16 protein-coding genes and 3 pseudogenes are annotated in these 20,739 nt (G+C 60.4%); 9 read left to right on the top strand and 10 right to left on the bottom strand.

The genetic code is table 11. The features are described from left to right. Positions 1 to 371 precede the first annotated feature (371 nt). Positions 372 to 1,811: an IS1182 family transposase gene (locus tag P0D87_RS12570; protein WP_053860436.1), complete on the bottom strand. Its 1,440-nt coding sequence runs from the start codon at positions 1,809 to 1,811 to the stop codon at positions 372 to 374. Positions 1,812 to 1,958: 147 nt separating this feature from the next. Next, entirely contained in the window at positions 1,959 to 2,909 is a 951-nt protein-coding gene (locus tag P0D87_RS12575) for a transporter (RefSeq protein ID WP_408636839.1), read from the bottom strand. 1,055 nt (positions 2,910 to 3,964) lie between these two features. Here P0D87_RS12575 and P0D87_RS12580 point away from each other — a divergent pair. Then, positions 3,965 to 4,525: a hypothetical protein gene (locus tag P0D87_RS12580; protein ID WP_006051689.1), complete on the top strand. Its 561-nt coding sequence runs from the start codon at positions 3,965 to 3,967 to the stop codon at positions 4,523 to 4,525. Between the two features lie 616 nt (positions 4,526 to 5,141). Here the strand turns inward: P0D87_RS12580 and P0D87_RS12585 are convergent. From P0D87_RS12585 to P0D87_RS12605, 5 genes and pseudogenes are all read right to left on the bottom strand, one after another. Next, positions 5,142 to 5,540, bottom strand: coding sequence for a hypothetical protein (locus P0D87_RS12585; RefSeq protein ID WP_053860438.1), 399 nt, complete (start codon positions 5,538 to 5,540; stop codon positions 5,142 to 5,144). Between the two features lie 213 nt (positions 5,541 to 5,753). Beyond that, a pseudogene (locus P0D87_RS12590) lies at positions 5,754 to 6,080 on the bottom strand (NAD(P)-dependent oxidoreductase); the annotation flags it as partial. Between the two features lie 498 nt (positions 6,081 to 6,578). Continuing rightward, positions 6,579 to 7,451, bottom strand: coding sequence for a hypothetical protein (locus P0D87_RS12595; protein ID WP_149029253.1), 873 nt, complete (start codon positions 7,449 to 7,451; stop codon positions 6,579 to 6,581). Further along, on the bottom strand, positions 7,448 to 7,801 hold the full coding sequence (locus P0D87_RS12600; RefSeq protein WP_232292367.1) for a hypothetical protein: 354 nt from the start codon (positions 7,799 to 7,801) through the stop codon (positions 7,448 to 7,450). Before P0D87_RS12600 ends, P0D87_RS12595 begins: the two co-directional genes overlap by 4 nt. A 354-nt stretch (positions 7,802 to 8,155) precedes the next feature. Then, positions 8,156 to 8,320: pseudogene (locus P0D87_RS12605) on the bottom strand (integrase core domain-containing protein); the annotation flags it as partial. A 2,530-nt stretch (positions 8,321 to 10,850) separates the two neighbouring features. Between P0D87_RS12605 and P0D87_RS12610 the strand changes: the two are divergent. The 8 genes and pseudogenes from P0D87_RS12610 to P0D87_RS12645 all read left to right on the top strand — a co-directional run bounded on the left by P0D87_RS12610 (position 10,851) and on the right by P0D87_RS12645 (position 17,992). After that, on the top strand, positions 10,851 to 11,198 hold the full coding sequence (locus P0D87_RS12610) for a hypothetical protein (protein WP_082367202.1): 348 nt from the start codon (positions 10,851 to 10,853) through the stop codon (positions 11,196 to 11,198). A gap of 99 nt (positions 11,199 to 11,297) precedes the next feature. After that, positions 11,298 to 11,867, top strand: coding sequence for a BPSL1445 family SYLF domain-containing lipoprotein (locus P0D87_RS12615; RefSeq protein WP_006051677.1), 570 nt, complete (start codon positions 11,298 to 11,300; stop codon positions 11,865 to 11,867). 77 nt (positions 11,868 to 11,944) lie between these two features. Further along, positions 11,945 to 12,504, top strand: a pseudogene (locus P0D87_RS12620) (hypothetical protein). Between the two features lie 132 nt (positions 12,505 to 12,636). After that, a complete protein-coding gene (locus P0D87_RS12625) occupies positions 12,637 to 13,740 on the top strand; it encodes an AI-2E family transporter (protein ID WP_053860441.1) in 1,104 nt (367 codons plus the stop codon). After that, positions 13,740 to 15,311 (top strand): TolC family protein, encoded by a 1,572-nt coding sequence (locus tag P0D87_RS12630; RefSeq protein WP_053860442.1) that lies wholly within the window; start codon positions 13,740 to 13,742, stop codon positions 15,309 to 15,311. The genes P0D87_RS12625 and P0D87_RS12630 overlap by 1 nt, the downstream gene beginning before the upstream one ends. Beyond that, positions 15,308 to 16,435: an HlyD family secretion protein gene (locus tag P0D87_RS12635; protein ID WP_053860443.1), complete on the top strand. Its 1,128-nt coding sequence runs from the start codon at positions 15,308 to 15,310 to the stop codon at positions 16,433 to 16,435. Before P0D87_RS12630 ends, P0D87_RS12635 begins: the two co-directional genes overlap by 4 nt. A gap of 19 nt (positions 16,436 to 16,454) precedes the next feature. Beyond that, on the top strand, positions 16,455 to 17,468 hold the full coding sequence (locus P0D87_RS12640; RefSeq protein WP_006051672.1) for a DUF2955 domain-containing protein: 1,014 nt from the start codon (positions 16,455 to 16,457) through the stop codon (positions 17,466 to 17,468). 125 nt (positions 17,469 to 17,593) lie between these two features. Beyond that, positions 17,594 to 17,992: a potassium channel family protein gene (locus P0D87_RS12645; RefSeq protein WP_006051671.1), complete on the top strand. Its 399-nt coding sequence runs from the start codon at positions 17,594 to 17,596 to the stop codon at positions 17,990 to 17,992. 358 nt (positions 17,993 to 18,350) lie between these two features. Here P0D87_RS12645 and P0D87_RS12650 read toward each other — a convergent pair whose 3' ends face one another. The 3 genes from P0D87_RS12650 to P0D87_RS12660 all read right to left on the bottom strand — a co-directional run bounded on the left by P0D87_RS12650 (position 18,351) and on the right by P0D87_RS12660 (position 20,739). Further along, a complete protein-coding gene (locus tag P0D87_RS12650; protein ID WP_006051670.1) occupies positions 18,351 to 19,241 on the bottom strand; it encodes a LytR/AlgR family response regulator transcription factor in 891 nt (296 codons plus the stop codon). After that, positions 19,238 to 20,287: a sensor histidine kinase gene (locus P0D87_RS12655; protein ID WP_052303218.1), complete on the bottom strand. Its 1,050-nt coding sequence runs from the start codon at positions 20,285 to 20,287 to the stop codon at positions 19,238 to 19,240. Before P0D87_RS12655 ends, P0D87_RS12650 begins: the two co-directional genes overlap by 4 nt. A gap of 74 nt (positions 20,288 to 20,361) precedes the next feature. Further along, positions 20,362 to 20,739, bottom strand: coding sequence for a DUF2306 domain-containing protein (locus P0D87_RS12660; protein WP_006051668.1), 378 nt, complete (start codon positions 20,737 to 20,739; stop codon positions 20,362 to 20,364).

The raw sequence follows: 20,739 nt of genomic DNA on the forward strand, positions 1-20,739 counted from the left end.
GACCGGTGAAGTATTAGCTAGCATGTCTGGTTGATGTTGAATGGCTGCTTTCGGAAAACGCGAACGTCCCTTGGGCAGGCTCGCGGTGTGCCGTTGTCTGGAGGGAGCCGACGTTCGAACGTCCGTGTGAAAGCGTGAGCCAACGTCCTTTGCTGGCCGACGTGAGCCCAATGGCGTTAGGCTCACGTCGACCCAGATCGTGTAAAAACGCAAGGCGGACTCAATGACGACTTCACGCGATGAGCCGCAGGCGTCAGCGGCCCAACGTGGCCTGTGTGACGGTTATGGGCGCTTTGCCTTCTTTGTGAGAGGAAGGGGTACTCAGGCGCCGTAATGCGCCCCGGCGCGACCTCCGTGGTGCAAGCTTATCCTCAGGCTCGCATCTTTTGCATCATCGCCGCCGTGCCGAGGATCGCCATGACGCGCCTGAGGTTATATGCAAGGACATGCAGGCTCATCTCGGTGCTGACATGCTCGCGTGTTTTCATAAGGAAGTGCGCCGCGCCCATCCAGAATTTCAGCGTGCCAAACGGGTGCTCGACGGTCTGACGGCATACGCGCATCATTTGTGGCTTATGGTCGAGCCGTTGCTGCATCGCTTCGACGACGGCCTCATGTTCCCAGCGCTTTATCCGGCGAGCCTGCTTGCCTGATGTGCATTGTTTTCTGATGGTGCAGGTAGAACAGGCCGAGCTCGAATAGCAATGCAGCGTCATGCCGTGCTCGATGTTTGTGAAACGCCAGTTCAGCCGCTGCTGGGCCGGGCAAAGATATTCGTTATCTCCGGCGATGTAGATGAAATCCTGCTTGCCGAAATATCCGTCAGCGTTCTTGCCCGAAGTCAACGGTTTGGGAACGAAGGTCGTAATGCCCGCCTCATGGCATTGCAGGACTTCTTCGCTCTTGAAGTAGCCCCGGTCGGCAACAACAGTCAGATCCTTGATGCCGGTAGCCGCCCGTGCCTGGCTGGCCATGTTCGTCAACTGGCTGCGATCGTTGCCGACGTTGGTGACCTCGTGTGCGACGATCAGATGATGCGTGTCATCAACGGCCGTCTGAACGTTATAGCCAACCATTCCCGTTCCCCGACCGCTGGTAGCCATTGAGCGTGCGTCTGGATCGGTCACGGAAACCTGTCCATCTGGCGACTCGCGCAATCGCTGCTCCATCGCCTTGAGGTCCTGCATCTGCTGCCTGAGCTTGGCGATCTTGTCGCTGATCCGACTCGTCTTCGCCTCGGCAACATCGGATTGAGTCCGGTCTGCAGTCTCCATCGCGGAAAGATATCGGACGATGCTCTCATCGATCTGCTGCAGGCGCGCCTTGACCTTCGCGCTCGTAAAGTTGCGATCGCGATTGTTCACGGCTTTGAACTTGCTGCCGTCGATGGCCACTATCGACTTTGAGAAGAGCTCCAGATTACGGCATAGCACGATGAACTGGCTGCAGACATTGCGGATTGCCTTGCCGTTGCTGCGGCGGAAGTCGGCGATGGTCTTGAAGTCCGGCGAAAGGCGGCCCGTTAGCCACATAAGCTCAATATTGCGTTGAGTCTCACGCTCCAGACGCCGACTGGACTGAATGCGATTCAGATAGCCGTAGATATAAATCTTGAGCAGTACAGACGGATGATACGAGGGCCGCCCCGTAGCTGCGGGCGCGGTTCCGTCGAAGCCGAGATCATGGAGATCAAGCTCATCGACAAAGACGTCGACTACGCGCACCGGATTGTCCTCGGAGACATAGTCTTCGAGATACTCGGGTAGCAGGACAGCCTGCTTACGGTCTTCGCCTTCAACGAATCGCTTCATGTGGCCGCCCGATCTGAACGCGTTACTTCAGTTTAGGCGATCAGCATGCGTTTTCACACAGGCTGGACCCACTTCGGCCCTTCGAACAGGGGTGAGCTCGATGTCAGCTGTCAACTGCGTAGCAGCCATTGAGCCTATATCGATGCCTCAACGATCGAACCAGCGATATTGAAGCGCTAACGTGACAGACTTGTAGTCGCCGCCTGCGCGCGTGACGAACCCGCTGGAAAACGCCAGCGTCGCGGACCAACCGCGTGCGACGGGCGCAGAGAACGTCAGGCCGTAACGCATGTTGGCCCGCCTGTCTTCGTTGGGTACCCCGTTCATGCTGGATCGGCCGCCCGCGGCGTAGCCGATGTCGGCCGCGACCCATAACCCCTGACGGAAGCTGTACCCAGCGTGCAGCTGTAGCAGCATGAGCGGATCCTGGCCTCGCTTGTTGCCGTGGAAAAAATCGTTGTTGCGGGTGAAGAACCACGCACCGGCCGACGCGTCGAAGAACCAGTTTCCATAGGGCTGCGAGATGCCGATCTCCGGCTTGAATCCCCAGCGGTTGGCGCCTATGTTGACCAGCCGGGAAGGGAGATACTGACCGGTCGGAGCCGACATCGTAAGGCTGATCCCAGCCAAGGTCGCTTGCTCGCGCCGGGCGAACTCCTCAGGCGTAAGCGCCGGACTGCCGATGAAGTTCCACGCGAAGCGCAGCTTCAGATCGCCAATTCCGGCGCGATGCACTTCGGTTGGCGCGCCAATGACGACGCCGCTGAGATTGCCGCTGCTGAAGGGCATCGCCAACGCGAGCGACGCCGTGTGGCCAGCCAGCGCGAACGTCCGTGAGTAGGCGAGCGACACGATGCTGATCTTCGCCTCCACGCCGGTAATAGGCAAGGACGGATCCGTCAGCACATTGCCATACAGATAGACATAGCTGGCAACAAGAAAGTTCGTGCCGATTGGGGAGGGCGAATAGCTGCGCGGCTCCAGCTCCTGGGCTTGCGCCGCGATCGCCAGAAGCAGGAGCGCGACGGCGCCGGCGTGCCGAAGCGTCCAGTGGATGAATGGACACCTCATGGTCAGGTCTACCTGGCTGGCCGGCAACGGCGACGATCTACGGCGCGATCGGAGTGGGAACCGCCAGCGTGAGTGATGCAGCGTATCAGTGAGCTCAATCGCGGGGTATAGGACCTTGGTCGCATGTCGGCGCAACGGAGCGCACCGCTTGCCACCTACGCTCGATTCGCTTGTCGGAACCTTAGGGGCAGCATTTCGTGGCGTCGATTGCGCCAGTTCGCGGCACGCAGAAACAGGCATCGCGGCTGGCGCCTATCGAAAAGCGGAGAATGGTCTGTATGGCGGATGTGCCCGCTACACCGAAACCGGCGAAAATGTCTCTTTCCCAAAGATCTCCGGTCGCACGGGAATGTCTATCGGTCCATCCGCTGCGGGCGGCTCTTGACCGCCTTGACGCAATACCACTGTCAATTTGCTCGCCGGAAACCGGCCATTGAGCGACGGCGGACGAAACCTTGGGTATTCAAATTGGACGGCGACCTCGACCGACCGCTTGTGGCCGATTGGGCGAGGTCGCCAACGGCCGCCTACTGGCATTCCAGTCCGCACATTTGAAATTGGCTGACTGACCGGTTTGGAGCAAGTCGTCTGACCGGAGCGGGTCGGGGCAGCGTCAGCCCGCTCTTCAGTTTCATCGCCGGAAAGCGGCCAGTGGAATCTCGCAGCCCAGGAGCGGACAGTCGTCAGCGCGTACTTCCGACCCCAAGCGGTCGTTCGAGCGGTTCGGACTCCGAGACTTAGCGAAACGCTGAACAAAGCGTCGGCACGCAGGTTCGGCAAGAAGCCGTCGGAACTTGCCGTTGTTAAACGCCAAAAGCGCCTTGCCCGAGCTCCGCTCAGCACCTATCCTGATTCTGTCGCAACCTCTGTACTTGTCCCTGAGGCCGCCGCACTGGAAGGCAGGACCAATCCGTACCGCGCAAGCGGAAGCCCCGTATTAATCACGCCCGAAGCGGTTATTGGGCCCGCCGGCGGATGAGCTACATGCAGATCGCGATACCGCGCGGTATCTCCCTTCCCTGGAACCTGCGATAGACGGCATGGTACCGGTCTGACCGCGTCACCGATGAAGGAGACTCAAAATGCGCAAGTCGCTTGGGGCTGCTCTGCTAGCACTGGGTGTGACGACCTTGTCTCACGGCTTCGATGGAAGCGGCTCAGACGGCAGGGAAAGCGGCGAACGCGGTGGGCAACGCATCCTGAAGGTCTTTGACGGTCAAGGCAAGGTGGTGGGGCCGCTGGTTAGCTATGAGCCGCTTGGCACCGTTCTCAATGTCAACGGCGCCATGATTTTTGCTCCGATTGAACGGGTGAGCATCAATAACGGTAGTCAGTATTCTGCGTCCCAGTTTGAATGGGCGGGCAACTTCTCTGCATATCTGACGCCAGACTGCAGTGGGAGCCCGCTCATTACACCAAGTGTCGCCCCGACCTCGCAACTGCGTCCTGCTCAAATCGTTAGGCAAGGAGTTGACGCGACGGTGTACATCGCGGGGGACACCTACTCAGCGCGGACCCCATTCATGTCATTCCGTTCAAACGGCGGGTGCGTGTCAAGCTCCGAGCCGTTGGACTCGTGGGTTGCCGAGAGCTCCTATTCGCTCACGCAGCATTACCCTGAGCCGCTAACGATTCATTACTGAGCACCGTTAGTCCGCTCCGAGCGGCAACATGCCGATCTAGCACTGAACGTATGAGATTGATTGCCACCGATTCGGACAATAGCGTCGAATGGCGGCTTTTAGCCGATAGCACCGGTTCAATGAGCGTGCCGCCGCAACGATGTCGGAAGTCTCAATGGCTGCTTTCCGGCGTTCCTGCGAACGCGTACTGTCGGCCAACTCCGGACGTTCGTCCGCAGATTCGCTGGGACGTTCCAACGACCGGTTGAATCCGCCTCTAGCAGCGGACCTTCGCACATCGGTTGAGTCGTCATTGCTCCTCGCTGCGAGCATTTCTTCTATGTCGAGCAGAACCAGTGCTCGCAGTTATTGCACCAATCCGCGAGGCAATTGAGAGAGAACTGGGCTCGCAGTGGCAGGTGCCCACCTTGTCCGACGACCCGCGTGACTTCTTCAATATCGCCGGATTGGATGCGTCGAGGACTGCCGAGGGGCGATCAGCAGCAATGTCCCCAGAACCTCAAAGGCGGCAAGGCGCGTCAGGACCGACCCGGCGAGCGACAGGCGATACAAGCTTTGTGACTGTCACTGGCTGGCGTTCCCAGTTACGGGAGGACGGCATCCGTACCTTCGTGCCTCAGTGGCAAACGGGCCCTGTCGGTGACCCTATTGGCCGAATCGCCGCGGCGTCTCGCGTCCGGATTTTTGCTGCGGACGAAGTGGTCGAATGTGGTCTGGTTGCACAGTCGTACCCGTTTACTTGTTCATCGATGACAAAGTCTGCGATTCTCATCGCGTCCATCGAGTTGCCGTCCACGTCGGACCATTCACGAATCGCGCGTTTGACTTTCGTTAGCGCCGCGACAGCAAGTAAAATGGCGTCCGTTTCGGTGATCCTTCCCTCAAGCTCATCGGCCATGTAGTCTGCAACCCGTAGAGCTGCGTCGATCAGATTGCGGTCGTCGAGCAGGTCCGTCAATACTGCAAGGACCACTGCAAGACAGGCATGTTTACGTGCAAGTGCGATATCTGTCATGAGTCTCTCCAAGGTCGAGGTGACTGCTTAGCCAGCTTTTGGCAAGCCCGTCGTAGAGCGAACCGAACGCTACTGCACCCATCACTGCGACGATCCGGCAGCGGCGATATCGGCTACAAACTCACTTTGCTCTGAGCTTGGCCCTAGATATGAAGTGCGCCGCGCGTTCGCATGAGAGAGCTCAGCGTACGTTGGGACATTCCTCTGCCCGATCTTCACCTCGTTTTGCAACGGCCGATTCTTCCGGAACGCCGGGACGCTTGCGAGCGTAGTTTCGCAAATGGTCGCCGATGCCTCGTGCGTGAGCTATGCCTGATGTCCCGTCACAATCACGTGGGGGAACGACACGAGTCGCTGAGGGACTTCGTCAGTGACTATCTCGCTCGGGAGGTCGCGAAAAAAGAGATTCCCCTCCTGTTCGTACACGTCTATTCGAAGCCCGCCGGGCTGCCCTGTCTTCGACGAGTCGATGGCAGCCTCGGTGTCGAGCAGGCCCCCGCGGCTCGTATCGATCAGTATTGCACCTGGCTTCGCGTGCGAGCGCGCGAAGCCAGGTGCCGATCCGTCTTACTTCGTCGTTGGAGAGTGCGGCCTCCGACAAAGCATTCGATGCGCGATTGTTGCTCATGCTGGCGTGTCCTTTGCGTGCCGGGCTCCACCGGGAGATACGGGTTATCCGGTCAAACAGATGCAACGGCGCTGCCGTTTCCCGCCTGGCGCCTCCCGTGTATTTTTGCGTTGGAATGCCGAAGCGGCGCGTGAGTAGGGACCGTGCGAAAAGGATATGTTACTGAGTGAAGAATGCAAGCAGCCTGAAATCAAATCTTTCTCATCTTACTGGGCTTCGTGCTCGGATCGGGCGAGGAACCAGCCCTAGCATAAGAAACCGGGTGGTGCCCGCTTGAAGTGCGCTCTGGCGTCGTCGCGCAGCGGCGCGGAGGCTGCGTTAGCGTCACAGCGAACATCCCTCCTATCTGCAGCGCAACGACTCGCTGTCAATGGCGCCTTGGCCACTCGGTTGTAGCCGGCCAAATCGCATCAGAACCTGAAGGTCAGATTCAAGCTCGGACCATTGAAACGCAGCGTTTGCACGAGTTGATCACCGGAGCCGTAGAAGGCGAGATACTGGTAGGTCAGGCTCACGTCGCACATCTTCATCGCGTAGCCGATGCCTGTCATCGCCTGCCACGTGAACTTCGACGTGCCTGTGCCGGCGTCGAGATATAACGGCGCGTACCGGCAGCTGTCGCCCGTGATGACCAGGCGTCCGCGCACGCCCGCGATGCCGCCGAAGATGTTCTCGGTAGCCGAAACATTCAACTGGGGGCTCACGCCCGGACCCGACCCAACCGACGCAATAAGCGATGCGTCGAGAGTCGCCTTCACGGCGAGATAACGTATCCCCGCTATCAAATCGATGTTCCCCCACGACTGTCGCATGACCGTGCGCCCGCCGCCTACCTGCATCAGCGTGCCGCGAAAACCCGTCTCGACATTCTGCGCCGTTTCGCCCGGGCCGAACTGGCCGTTCGTCGCATTGACCGAACTCTCATGTCGCCCGAAGTTCAGGTAGATCGTGTCCACTAAGATGCTCCAGTCACCCTTTCGCGCCTCGCCTTGCAGCATGACGGCAAATTTGAGGTTCTGAAAATAGTTGTACGGTCCGGTGGATGCATCGGCGCCCCCGCCCGGCAGCGAGAAACGCAGCGTCCCGGTTACAGATGGTAACCACAGATACGGCACTACGGCGAATTGCCAGTGCGCGTCGGCGTCGGCATGAGCCGGCTCAGTGTCCGATGCCTGCGCGCTGGTCGCGGCGATCATCAGTGCGGCGACGCATCCAGGGTACCAGCGCATCAATCGACCTTGATTTCGTTCTCCTGGCAGATCGCATCCGGAACGCGTGTTCAACGCTTTTGCAGAGCCCAGTCGGTCTTCCCCGTGCGGCAAAAGACAGGATGCAGGTTCATCGACTGTCCTTTCGCCGAAAGCACGACGGCAACGTGACGGCATGTCTTGTTGCCGTCATGGCTTGTGTCGGACGGCGTCATCATTGCGTCCATCTTCACGCTATTGCCTGTGTCCGCGTTGGTCCATTGACTGAACTCGCCATCGCTCTTCATGTTGAGCACGTCGGTTATCGCACGCTTGATCGAATCGATATCGCGCGGCTTCACGTATGACAAGGGCGTATCGTTCAGGAAGTTGAGGTTGCTGGCGTGTGCAGCAACGACGTTGAACAGGAGTGCCGCAGCAGACATGGCACGCGCGCAACGCGTCCGGAGCAGACGTTCCGCGCCGAGAAATTGCATGCGAGCCTCCAATAGCTATTTCGCAAAGCCATACTTGCAACTTGGTAACACCCGGCGTGATTGTGATGGCGACAGGTCGATGCGGGAGACACGATGTGCGTGCCGACGGCTTTCCACCGTCGGACGCGTAATTCCGACGCCTCACGCTCCGTGCCGACCAGTTTAGTTGCTGCGTCTTGCCGCCGGTATCGGACTTTGGTCCCACGTAACGTGCCCTTTATGTGATTCGTCAAGCGTTAACGGCTGGTTTTGATCGGTCGAGGGTGCTGTCGCGCAACGGCGATCAGCGCTTGATCATGAAGCTTACCCTGCTGGAGATTGCGTGCTGGCGGAATTCGCGGGCGAGCAGTATTTCAAGGCGCTGTGCGGATGCGACTCGTTGTAGCGATCGAACGCGATGGCCAAGTTTTGCAGTGCGGTCCTGACGTCAGGCTTGGACACATCAGGAATTTGAAATCGATGGGCCATCAGACTTGCAACTCCCATGTCTCTGCTAGCTTTGAATGCGGCCATAGCACGCTGCGCTTCGAATGAGGGGAAGGGGTCGGGCAGCGTCAGCCCGCTCTTCAGTTTCATCGCCGGAAAGCGGCCAGTGGAATCTCGCGGCCCGGGAGCGGACAGTCGTCAGCGCGTACTTCCGACCCACTCCGGTCAGACAACTTGCTCCAAACCGGTCAGTCAGCCAATTTCAAGTTTGTGGACTGGAATGCCAGTGAGCGGCCGTTGGCGACCTCACCCGATCGGCCATTTTCGGCCGCTGGTTATCGCCTTGACACGGACGTTGGAACGTCATTTTCACTGCTGGTAAGGGACATTCGAGGGCTGACGGTCATGGTCGCCACTTCGGCCAGTGCGGCATTCCCTCCTGGCTTTCATGCGTGATGAGATAGAGAGCCAAAGCCCAAACTCCGCCCCATCTTAGCTTCTCGTTTCAGTGGGTTGATTTAGCCTAGATGATCATTCGTATCATCGAAGAGTCTCCTGGACATCCAAGCCGTTCAATCGGTGGAGGTCATTTTGGAGTAGGCAACTGAATCCTGCGGATGCTGCAAGGAAGCCTTATGCCTCGCGGGGAAGAGCGCTCCGTCTGGCGCAGTTTGGGCCTTTGAAGTAGCCGTTTTACCCGCAAATCAAGGACTTTTATAGCGCACAACTATCGATTCAGCGCCGGGAAAACCAGATCAACGTCCGAGCCGACGCCGCGGCAGGCATCGAATTTTCTAACTCCGGTTCGTTCGACAGCGCCGCAACTCTCGATCGTCCAGTTGCCGAACACGACTTTGACGCTCCGTGAGCAACCGCAGCGAAGGCTGTCGCTAACTGTCAATGACTGGGCCTTTTCCGCCACGGCGCGTGTCGCGATTCTCCGCTCACATGATGCGGGCGCGACGCTTTCTGTGCGGCACGGCTTTTAATCCGAGGTTTCGCATAATTCGAAATCGATGTCATCCAATGGCTAACGGCAGCCGCCCCCGGGTACCCAGGAAGCAAAACGAGCGAGGGCGTTCGGCGACTATCGAGCGGTCCAGTCCGTTGGCCGAGTTCGCGGGATTTCCCTCAAAGTCAAAGATGGACCCTATCCTGACAGCAGGCGCAACCCGGCATCTGCTGGGACGCGTCAACCGCCCACGGCTTTCTGTTCGTCCTTTTCCGTGAGTCGCGGTTTTCCGGGCCCGCATCTGCGGGCCTTTTGTCTTTTTGTGATCTCTGGACGCCTTCGTCGCGGCGGACGACGCCCAAATCGAGCGCCGACTGCATGGATGGAGAGTCGACGATGCACCCCGTAGGTTGATCGCAGCGAGACTCTCCATCAGTACTTGATGTCCCGTTTTTGCTGGCGGCCACCCTGTTTCGTGTCGCGCTTGTCCTGCCGGCACCGGGAGTTGCTTTTTTGGTTTGCGGCCCGGCAGTCGACCTTGTTCGAGCGTGCCTGCTGTTTCGCATTCTGGTTTGCGTTCCTGCCAGCCTGGCGCTGTTGCGACTGGTTAGTGGCGAGAGTTGCGCCCGATAGCGCCAGGAGTCCGGCCGCCGTCAGAATTCCGATCGTCCGTCTCCAAAGTCCGTTTCTTGGTGGAACCATCTTCACACTCCTGTATGCCTGGTTGAAACGGCAGTTGGCGTCGTGGCAAGCCGCTTTCGTATGCTCGCAAAGAGCCACCCCCAATCCCTCGGCGGCATCCCACTTGTCGGCTGAGTCATATCCAGGAGACCACGAATGACGCCCGAGAAAAAGAAGGACTACTTCGAACACTTAAAAAAATACGTCTGTGGGCAGACCGATTTCCGTGCCATCAAATAGATTGCTACACCGCCATCGACACCCGCCTTTACCCACTCGCGTTTGGCGACGGGTCGGAGGTGAAGGCGCTTTATGCGCTCACATGCAAGTGGAACGTGACGCATTGGCTGATCACAAATCCCACCATTCGACGACGCCCGAACCGGACTAGCGACTCGCAATTGCCGTGAAGGTGATGATCTGGCTCGCCAGCAACGACGTCGTCTGCTGTATCGCTTGCCTATCATAGTAGGTCACTATCCTTCAACTACGGGCCCGATTTGCGGACGGGGCAGCGCTGAGCAACCTTGAAACAATCGGCCTGCTAAACGCTGTTATCGCTACAAAACGCCGGACAAACGGCGAGGTTGGCACCCTTGTCGCCTCGACGTGACAAGACACGTGACGCGAACACGAATCCCCTCAGAAAACTCGGACAGTTTTTAGTTCATTGACTGCCGCTACCGGTGACATAGAACCAAGGTCCAATACCCGCCGGCGTGCGCCAGGCCTATTCTTGGCCCGAGGTACTTTTCTTCGGAGATTGCGATGACGACATCAACGGGCCTGTTGACGGCTATGGTCCCTTCGGGCGGTTCGCCGTTACCTTCGATCTTGAGCCCGCTTCGTCACATCTCCCAGAGCCGACACGTTTCCTGTCGCGACGCACAGATTGACGCGCCTGCGCTTCGAAGCGCGAAACCAAGGTGAGGTGAAAAAATGAAAACGTTACCGCTTCTCGTCGTGGCCGTTGCTGTGTCAGCCTGTGCAAGCCAACCCGTGCCGCCGAGCGCACAATCGCTTGGAGAAAGCCAGCAGTCAGTCCCGGCAGTCTCGCAATGCATCGCCCAGAAATGGGCAAACCAGTCTCAACAGACGGTCATATCCCAGGTGATTGTGGCGAACAACCAGGCGATGGACGTCTATGTCCCGGGGCAGCAGCCTCCGAATGGCGCAGCCGCTCTCGTGCGGCCGTCGTGGACGGGTAACAGCAAAACGTGGGTCGGTTCTCGCGCAGGCAGCGGGACAGGCGGCAACACCGGCGGTGATGTTAGCGGCTGCCTCTAGGCAGCGGGTCAGTCTGCGTTACTTCGTTGTTTGGGCCGATGTGGACAGCAGTTCCTGCGTCAGGCCCAAATCTGCCGCACTTCGATCGAGGAGAGTGTCATGAACCGCCGTACCTTCTTTTCGCTGAGTGCCATCGCACTGGCCAGTTCGCTGGCCGCTTGCGGCTCGACCTCGAATCCGACAGAAGCGGCCAATAAACGCCATGAAATCGATACCGGCGTCGACGGCGCCCTCCGCAAACTGTACAGTTCGACGCCGGGCGCGCAGGCGCAGGCCAGCAAGGCCAAGGCCATTCTCGTCTTTCCGTCAGTGATCGCCGCGGGCCTGGTGGTCGGTGGGGAATATGGCGAAGGGGCGCTGCGCGAGGGAGGCTCGTCCGTCGGCTATTACAAGACCAGCACCGCCTCGTTCGGCTTGCAGATTGGCGCCCAGTCCAAGGCGGTAATCCTGATGTTCATGACCCAGGACGCGCTCGATAAATTCCGGACGAGCGACAAGGGCTGGACAGCCGGCGTGGATGGCTCGGTGGCGGTGGCGAAGACAGGCGCCAACGGTACGCTTGACACTGCAACGACGAATTCGCCGATCGTCGGTTTCGTGCTGACGAACTCCGGCCTGATGGCCAATCTTAGCTTCGAAGGCACGAAGATCAGCAAGCTCGACATCTGATACCGGCACTGTAGCGCATGACTATCGAGGCGTCGTTCCAGCACGTGCGCAGGGATACCATGGTTTAAGGAGTTGACATGAAGACCTGGATTTTCCTTGTAATGGCCGCTGTCGCCATGATGGTGCGACCGGCATTGGCCCAGCCACAGACGTCGGTGGGGGCCACAAAAGGTGCCGGCACGGCCACCGTGACCGGAACGGCGAAGGTCACAGCCACGGTCGTCGAAATTGACCCAGCCACCCGGACCGTTACCCTGAAGGACAAGAACGGCCACATCGTTGACGTCGAGGTGGGCGAAGAGGCGCGCAACTTTGGCCAGCTCAAGGTGGGCGACGTGGTCACAATCGAATACCGGGAAGCGATGTCGCTGACTCTCTCGAAAACGAGCGGCCCGCGTTCCGCCTCGGAGCGCACGATGGGACAGCGCTCCTCGCCCGGGGCCAAGCCTGGTGGCACAATCGGTCGGGAAATCACGGTCATGGCCGATGTTGTAGCGTGAATGCGAAAGCCAAGACCGCGGTGGATGTGATCGTCGAAGACCCCGAGCAGATGAAGAATGTTCGCAAGGGGGATCAGGTTGAGGTCGTGTACACGGAGGCGGTTGCGATATCCGTCACGCCCAGCATGAACACGTAGCTGGTCGATGAATCGACTTCTTTTGGAAGTGGACGGACGCAGTGGCATGGTTCTGTGCCGGAAACCATGGTTAGGCGCGTGCCCAGGATTGTCGCCGGCAGATTCTCGAGGTGGCCTGCCAGGAGACAAGTTATGCTGCTCGCACCGATTACCCAACGGGTGTTATCCAGAGAATTGCTCGATGTACTAATCCGGGCTGGACTCGTTGCTGTTCTGGCCATTTTCTGTTTCCGGATATTCTTCCCGTTCCTCAACCTCATGATCTGGGCGCTGATCCTCGCGATCACGTTGTATCCGCTTCAGGTCGGACTTCGGCGTACCCTCGCCGGCAAAGATGGTCTGATCGCCACGCTGATTATCCTCATCGCGTTCGGTGTCATCCTCGCGCCGACATATCTGCTGGGCGTTGCGGTAGCCGAATCGATCGATAATGCAATAGCCGTTTTCAAAAGCGGCACCTTCAGCATTCCGCCCCCCGCCGATTCGGTGGCCAGTTGGCCGGTGGTTGGGCAGCGTGTGTATGACTTCTGGCAGCAGGCCGCGGTCGACCTTACGGGTCTCGCGCTAAAGTTTGCTCCACAACTCAAGGACACCGGGCTCGCTCTGCTCGCCACGGTTACCGGTCTCGGCGCTGGGCTGCTGCTGTTCTTCGCCGCCCTGATTGTGGCCGGCATCCTCATGGCCCATGGCGAGACAGGCCATAAAAGTGCGGTGGAGATCGCCTCGCGCATCTCCGGCCCCGAAAACGGCCCGCAGATCGCCGAACTTTGCACATCCACTATTCGTGCGGTCGCCCAGGGCGTGGTCGGGATCGCATTCATCCAGATGCTACTTATTGGCGTCGCGTTCGTCGTGATGGGTATTCCGGGCGCGGGTCTGCTCGCGCTCGCGGTGCTGCTGCTTGGCATCATGCAGTTGCCTGCCACCCTGATCACCATTCCGGTGATTATCTTCGTGATTGCCACGCAAGGCGTGAGCGCAATCACGATCGTCTTCTCGGTCTATGTGTTCGTCGCGGGGCTTGCTGATAACGTGCTTAAGCCCTTGCTGCTGGGCCGCGGTGTCGCCGTGCCGATGCCAGTGGTGTTGATCGGTGCGCTCGGAGGCATGGTCACGGGCGGCGTCATTGGCCTGTTCATCGGACCTGTCATGCTCGCGGTCGGGTATCAACTGTTCTGGCGATGGGTAAAGGATCAGCCGGGGCCGAAGCAGTTAAGAGAAGATCAGCGCGTCTGATGCTTCCGGGGCCGATCGTGTCTTCTGCGGCACTGCACGCGCGCCGTTACTGGCTGCCGTTCGCCGCCAGCTGCCTGAGCGCGTGCATGCGTGTCGGCCCCGACTTTCACCCGCAGCATGAGAGCTGGGCTGAGCACTGGAGCAGCGCGTCAATCGAGCAGGTCACCCAGCAGGCAACACAGCCTGACATCCGGCAATGGTGGCAGGTATTCGCGGATCAGAACCTCGAGAGTCTGATCGCACAGGCCGATGCGAATAACGGCGACGTGAAGATTGCAGGACTGCGCGTGCTCGAGGCGCGCGCGCAACTGGGCATCGCGGTCGCGGGCCGCTATCCGCAGGTACAACAGGCCAATGCGGAGGCCTTGTACTCTGCGGGCAGACGCTCGGATGGTTTCAACTCGCGCTCGGGCGGATACTGGCAGTATGGCGCGGGCTTTAGTATAGGCTGGGAGCTGGATTTCTGGGGGCGTTTCAGTCGCGCAATCGAATCTGCCAACGCCTCGTTTTTCGGGGCGCAAGCCAACCGCGAAGACGCGTTGGTTCTGCTGCACGCGCAGGTCGCCGACACATACTTCACGCTACGCACGGCCGAGGCCCGCCTGCGCATCGCGCGCGAGAACGCGGGGTTGCAGAAGCGCAGTTACGAGATTGCGCTAAAGCTCTTCAAGAGCGGCGAGACCGATGAACTCGACCTTCAGCAGGCGAAGACCCAGTATCTCGGCACACTGAGCAGCATCCCCGATTTTGAAAGCCAGATCGTGCTCGCGCATCATGCGCTATCCGTGCTGCTGGGGCGGCCGCCAGGCCCATTGCCGGAATTGAATGCGCAAGCGGGCAAACAGGAAGTGGTGCCGCTCGTCGATCGGGTCGTGTTGCAAGACGTCCCGGCAGAGCTGTTGCTGCGCCGCCCCGATGTACGCGCGGCCGAATTGCAGATGGCCGCGCAGTCCGCGCTCATCGGCGTGGCGGAGGCCGATTTTTATCCGTCTGTGTCGTTGCTGGGCTCCCTTGTCTGGAGCGCAGGTTCGCTCACGGGCGCAGCGAGCACGCTAGCCGTGATCGCCGGCCCGAGCGTTACATGGAACCTGTTCGATCACGGCAAGATAACCAACAACGTGCGCGTACAGGACGCCCGGCTGCAGGAGCTGGCTGTCGCCTACCAGAACACCGTGCGCGAGGCGGCCCGCGAGGCCGACGACGCCGCCACGGCAATCATCGCTGCGTTGCAGCGCGACACGATCCTGAACGACGCGCAAGGGGCCGCGGGGCGCTCGCTCAAGCTTGCCAATACGATCTACCGGGAAGGCTACTCGGACTTCCAGCGGGTCCTCGACGCGCAGCGTGCCCTGTTCGCACAGCAGGACGCTTACATCGTCAACCGTGGCAACGCGGTGGGCAGTCTGATTGCGCTCTACAAGGCGCTTGGCGGAGGCTGGTATTCGGAACAGCCGCTCGTCGACCCCGCGACGCGCCAGCAGATGCGGCAGCGCGCCGACTGGGGCGATTTGCTGGACGAGCCGAGTGCTCCACCCGCCAACGCCGGGCCAACTGAAGGTGCGTCCCGATGAGCGACAAGCCCGAGCCCACCCCCGTCACGCCGCCGCCTCCGCCGGTGCCTGACGCCGATCCGTCGGGCAGAGCGGTGAAATGGGTCGTCTGCCTGATCGTCGTCAGCCTGATCTGGTATCTGTTCGCCGATCGCTTTACCCCTTATACGCAACAGGCACGCGTCCAGGCATACGTCGTATCCGTCGCCGCCGAAGCATCGGGGCGAGTGACGCGCGTCCTCGTGCATAACAACCAGGATGTCAAACCGGGCGACGTACTCTTCGAGGTCGATAGCGGGCAATACCGGATCGCCGTCGATCGCGCCCGGGCCGAACTCGAGTCGACGCGCCGGCAGGTCGGTGCGAGCACGGCCGGGGTCGATTCGGCGCTCGCATCGTTGCGCGCGGCCGTCGCGAATGAAGTCAAGGCACGCCAGGACAGCGAGCGCCTTGAACGGCTGTATCGTGACGATGAGGGCACCGTCTCGCTGCGGCGCCTTGAAGTGGCGCGCGCGACGCATGAGCAGGCCCAGAGCCAGGTTGCCGCTGCGCGTGCCGAAGTGGAACGCGCTCGCGAGCAGCAGGGCGGTAAAGGGCAGGAGAACGCGCAGTTGCGCGCCGCTGCCGCAGCGCTCGAGAAGGCGGAACTCGATCTTGCGAATACGCGAATCAAGGCGCGCTCGGGCGGCGTCATCACGGATCTGCGCACGGAGGTCGGCCAGTTTGCAGCGGCAGGCAATCCAGTCATGACGCTGATTGCAATCCGCGACGTGTGGGTCAGTGCAGATATGACCGAAAACAATCTCGGGCATCTACGGCCCGGCACGCCCGTGAGGATAGCGCTGGACGCGCTGCCGGGCGAAGTTTTCGGGGGACGGCTTCGCAGTATCGGCTATGGCGTGAGCGTGGGGCAGAGCGCGCCGCCCGGGGGGCTGCCCACCGTGCAGAACAGCCGCGACTGGCTGCGCCCCGCGCAACGCTTTCCGGTCATCGTCGAGTTCGACCCGGATGAGAGGGCGCGCCTTCACAACGTTCGTGTCGGTGGGCAGGCAGAGGTGATGGCGTTTCCAGATCCGGGTAATCCGCTCAATCCGCTGGGTCGCCTGTTTCTACGCGTGATGAGTTGGGTCTCATACCTTTACTGAATGGCTAACTACTGCATCTATGGAACACAGGCTAGAGCTTCTCGGTCCACGTACGCTACGCGTTGCCACAGGGACGGCACTTTGCCTGACAATCAGCTTCGCGCTGGACCTGTCGGTCCCCGTCATCGCGCCGGTGTTCGCCGTTTTTCTTCTTGCAACGCAAAACCGCCCACTGTCGTTCAAGGCCGGCGTAGCGTTCGCGCTGATCGTGGCTTTGACCACGGGCAGCGGCTTGCTCCTTGTGCCGTTGCTTCGCCATTACGCGTTCGCTGGCGTGATGCTGGTTGGCCTCATGCTCTTCCTCGCGTTTCGTTATGGTTTGCGCGGCGGGAATAATCTGATCTCAACCTTTCTGGTGGCCGGCCTGACGATGATCTCCGCTGCCGGAACCGCTGATTTCCAGTCGGCCGTGACGGTGGTTGGCGCGCTGGTGAAGGGCCTTGTGCTCGCCGTGCTGGTGGCAGGATTTACTCACGTGCTGTTTCCCGAGCCCGTGAGCACGTGGCCACAACCTGCCGCTCAGGCCATGCCCCACGGGCAGGCGGCGCGCATCGCGCTGCGCGCCGCACTCGTGGTCATGCCAGCATATCTGCTCGCCATCACCGATCCAGCGAGCTACATGCCGATCATCATGAAGTCCGTCAGCCTCGGTCGACAAAGCTGCATCACGACGGCCCATAGCGCAGCGCGCGATCTGATCGGCTCCACGTTGCTAGGTGGCTTGTTGGCGATCGTGTTCTGGCTTGCGCTCAGGCTCTTTGTGGACCTGTGGATGTTCTTCCTTTGGATGCTGCTGTTCGGCCTGTTGGTGGGTCGCAAGCTCTATCGCATCAGCACAACGCGTTACTCATCGAGTTTCTGGCTGAACAGCCTCGTCACCATGATCATTCTGTTGGGCCAATCGGTGCAGGACAGCGCGGCGGGAAAGGACGTCTACACGGCGTTCGCGGTCCGTATGGGACTCTTTGTGGCGGTCACGGTCTACGCCAGTCTGATGTTGCTGATTTTCGAGCGAAGCCACCGCGCGCGATGACGCTGCGCGCAGCCGCGCCTCAGCCCAACGCAATCATTGGGTCCCTGCTGATGTAATCCCGAAAGCGGGTGGGGCTGACGTTCACCCACGTGTAACAGGTGAGCACAATGTAGGAGGTACCTGCAATGGGAAATGCGACAAGCGACGCGGTCGTCCGCCTGCGGGCACGTGAGATCTTGCGGGAATCCGGCCGGACTCTTTGGTACCTGCGTGCAATCCTGGCTGGCCTTCTGGTGCTGTTTGTTTTGCTAACGGTCGCAATGTATTACATGGGGGACCCCGTGGAGACGGTGAAGCGAACGGCTTCGACGATGGAGGAAACCTTGTACTTCTGCGCGATCACGGCGCTGACAATCGGATACGGCGACGTGGTCCCTACCTCAACGTTTGGCCGGATCGATGCGATATTGCTGGGCCTGATCGGCATGGTGTTCACGGGGCTGGTCGTTGCTGCAGCCGTGCGGGGCGTGCAGGAAGCTGCGCGACGGGCGGCGGGCGTTGTCGCAGATGCCGGCAAGCAATAACCACTGTGCTGTCTGAGCCGCTGGCCGACCTGCCCGATGCACGGGAGGAAATATCCGAGAGCACTGCTAACGTCGCGCGCGTGGCAATATCCGGCGGAAAGCCTTCGCGCCGCGCATGCGGGCCTGAGGCCAATCGCCGATTGCAAATTAAAACCGTCATTGTGCGGAGGTCGTTTCAATACTAAGCGAACGACGGCTTTAGCCGACCAGCCAATTTGGTGGACTGAATGGCCTCGACACCGGCAACGAATCGTTTATGGTCGGTCGTCCTCGTTTTCCGCCAGTCGGCGGAGCGCGTGGTGAATTTCGGCAACATTGGCTCGGTTGCACGATCGGTTGCAACAGGCTGCTCGCCGCTTCACATCTGCCGGAACAGGTGTGCATATTGTTTGCTCACCGCAACTGCGGCGCTGTGGCCGCGCAGCTTGAGTGCCATTTTTCCAAATGCGTTGACCGAGGCACCCTCCACGTGGTCGACGTTCACGACCGTGCTTCTATGCACCTGCCAGAACCGCGCCGCGTCCAGTTGCGCGCACAGCTCCTTGAGGCTCATGCGGATCAACAATTCGCCGGTGCGCGTGGTGACGATGACATATTTGTCCGCAGCCTCAAAGTACAGCACCTCTTCCACTGGCACCATCCTGATCTCGCTTCCGCTCGAGGCACGCACATAGCGTAGCGTCGCACCGCGTCCATTTTCCTGAGCGCGGCTCTCCAACTGAACGCTGCGCGTCATCTGCTCCAGTTGGCCAAGCAGGCGTTGCAGATCAGCCTGCACATCCATGGCGGGCGCCCGATCCGTTGAGGTGTCCGCAAGTCGTGGGCGTAACCTGTCGACCGTGCGCGCGAGCCGTGCCGTATCGACAGGCTTCAGAAGATAGTCGATGGCGGCTGCGTCGAACGCATCCAGCGCGTGTTCGTCGTAGGCGGTCACAAAAACGATCTGCGGCGGCGCCGCGAGATTGGCGCACGCTCGTGCAACGTCGAGACCCGTCGCGCCCGGCATCGCGATATCGAGGAACGCAACGTCCGGTTGCAGTGCGGCGGTTCGCGCGATGGCGTCCTGGCCGTTGCCGACCGACGCGATTATCCTCAACTCCGGCCATGCCGCTGACAGCTCCCGCTGAAGCGCGGCCGCGATGAGCGGTTCATCCTCCGCGATCAGCGCAGTCGGAGCGCACGTGTATTCACGCGAGCCAGCCTTCTTGCGTTCATTTAATGCGGCGATACATGGCTGGCGGATCTTCATGGTTTCGCAGCGCCCCCGATAGGTGAGTCGGCGATTGGAAGCTGCACCCTGGCAACCACGCCGTGCGGTGCGTTCTCGGTGATGGTCAGCGAGGCACGCTCGCCATAGAGTGCGCATAACCGGCTGCGCACGTTTGCGAGTCCAATACCAGTGCCCTGTGTCGCTGCCGTCGCACCGAAGCCCGGGCCGGTATCTGCGACAGTAAGTTCGAGGTGGTGATCGCCGCGCCTTGCCGTCATGTCGATTCGTCCGCCTGCGACCGTGCCCTGGATGCCGTGCTTCAGTGCGTTTTCGACGAGCGGTTGCAGCAGCATCGGTGGCACCGCGAGATCGGCGCAGTCGGAAGGAAGGTGCAGCGAATAAGCGAGCCTTGCGCCCAGGCGCATCGCGTGCACGGCGAGCATCGAGTCGAGCACCGAGAACTGGACTGCCAGTGTCTCGCTTTCGGTTCTCGATGCTTCCAGCGTCGCCCGCAGGAAACGGTTCAGGCTGCCAAGCAGTTCTCGCGCGCGCGGCGCATCTGAAACGATCAGGCTATCGAGTGTCGCCAACGTATTGAAGAGAAAGTGTGGCTCGATCTGCGCCTGCAAAGCTTGCAGATGCGCGCGCAGCGCCGTTTTTTCGGCGGCTTCGCGCAGCCACGCAGTGCGAGCCACCTGCTCGCTGAGGCCCGCAATGCGCGCTCGCGACCAGCCGTACCAAGTGCCGAACATCGTCGCAACCAGCGCGATCCAGCCGGTCGTGGCAAGTTCTTTGGCGCCGAACGTCCTGCCGAAGTCGAGACCGAGCAGCGCGCTCGCGAGAGCTCGCCCGATCGCGGCGCCGACGATGATGGCGACCACCATCATGACCGCAAGCCTGGGCAGGGTGAGCGCATCGCGCCGCTCAAGGCAAAAACGGCCGATGCTGAGCAGCAGCATGATCGATAGCCCGATCGCCTCGCTAAAGACAAGATTTCCTCCGAGGCCTTCTCCCGTGCCCACCGCAGTCAGCCCAACCGCAATCAACGCGTTGCCTATGACGACGAGGATCGCTTCGCGGGCCAATTCGGCTCGCAGTTGTTGCGCCGGGGCGCTTGCCCCGGTGGAGATATTGGGGAGTTCGACGTTACTACCAGGAGTCATGCTATCCATCCGGTCAAGATGATATCCAGCACGCGGTGCGGCGTGGCGACCGCGGCGATACCGGCCACGACGAGGCCGATGAACGATCCGCGCATGGCGAGGCGGTGACCGCGAATGTTGCCTTGCCGGATAGCCCAGATAGCTCGCCCGACGCTGACGAGCGTCAGCAACGACAGCGCGTGCACCCACGAAAAATGCCCCGGGTTCAGTTTCTGGATGCCGAAGGAACCGAGAGCGGTCGCGAACATCGCCACCGCCCAGAGACGACCGAGCCACTTATGGCGTGGCGTGCCCTTTTCGGCCACAAAGACTGCTGTTCCGAGTATGACAGAAAGGGTTGCAACAGCGATATGCACGGCGATGATGGTAGTCAC

It is taken from the genome of Paraburkholderia sp. RL17-368-BIF-A, from assembly GCF_046054045.1.
In the GTDB taxonomy this organism is placed as follows: domain Bacteria; phylum Pseudomonadota; class Gammaproteobacteria; order Burkholderiales; family Burkholderiaceae; genus Paraburkholderia; species Paraburkholderia graminis.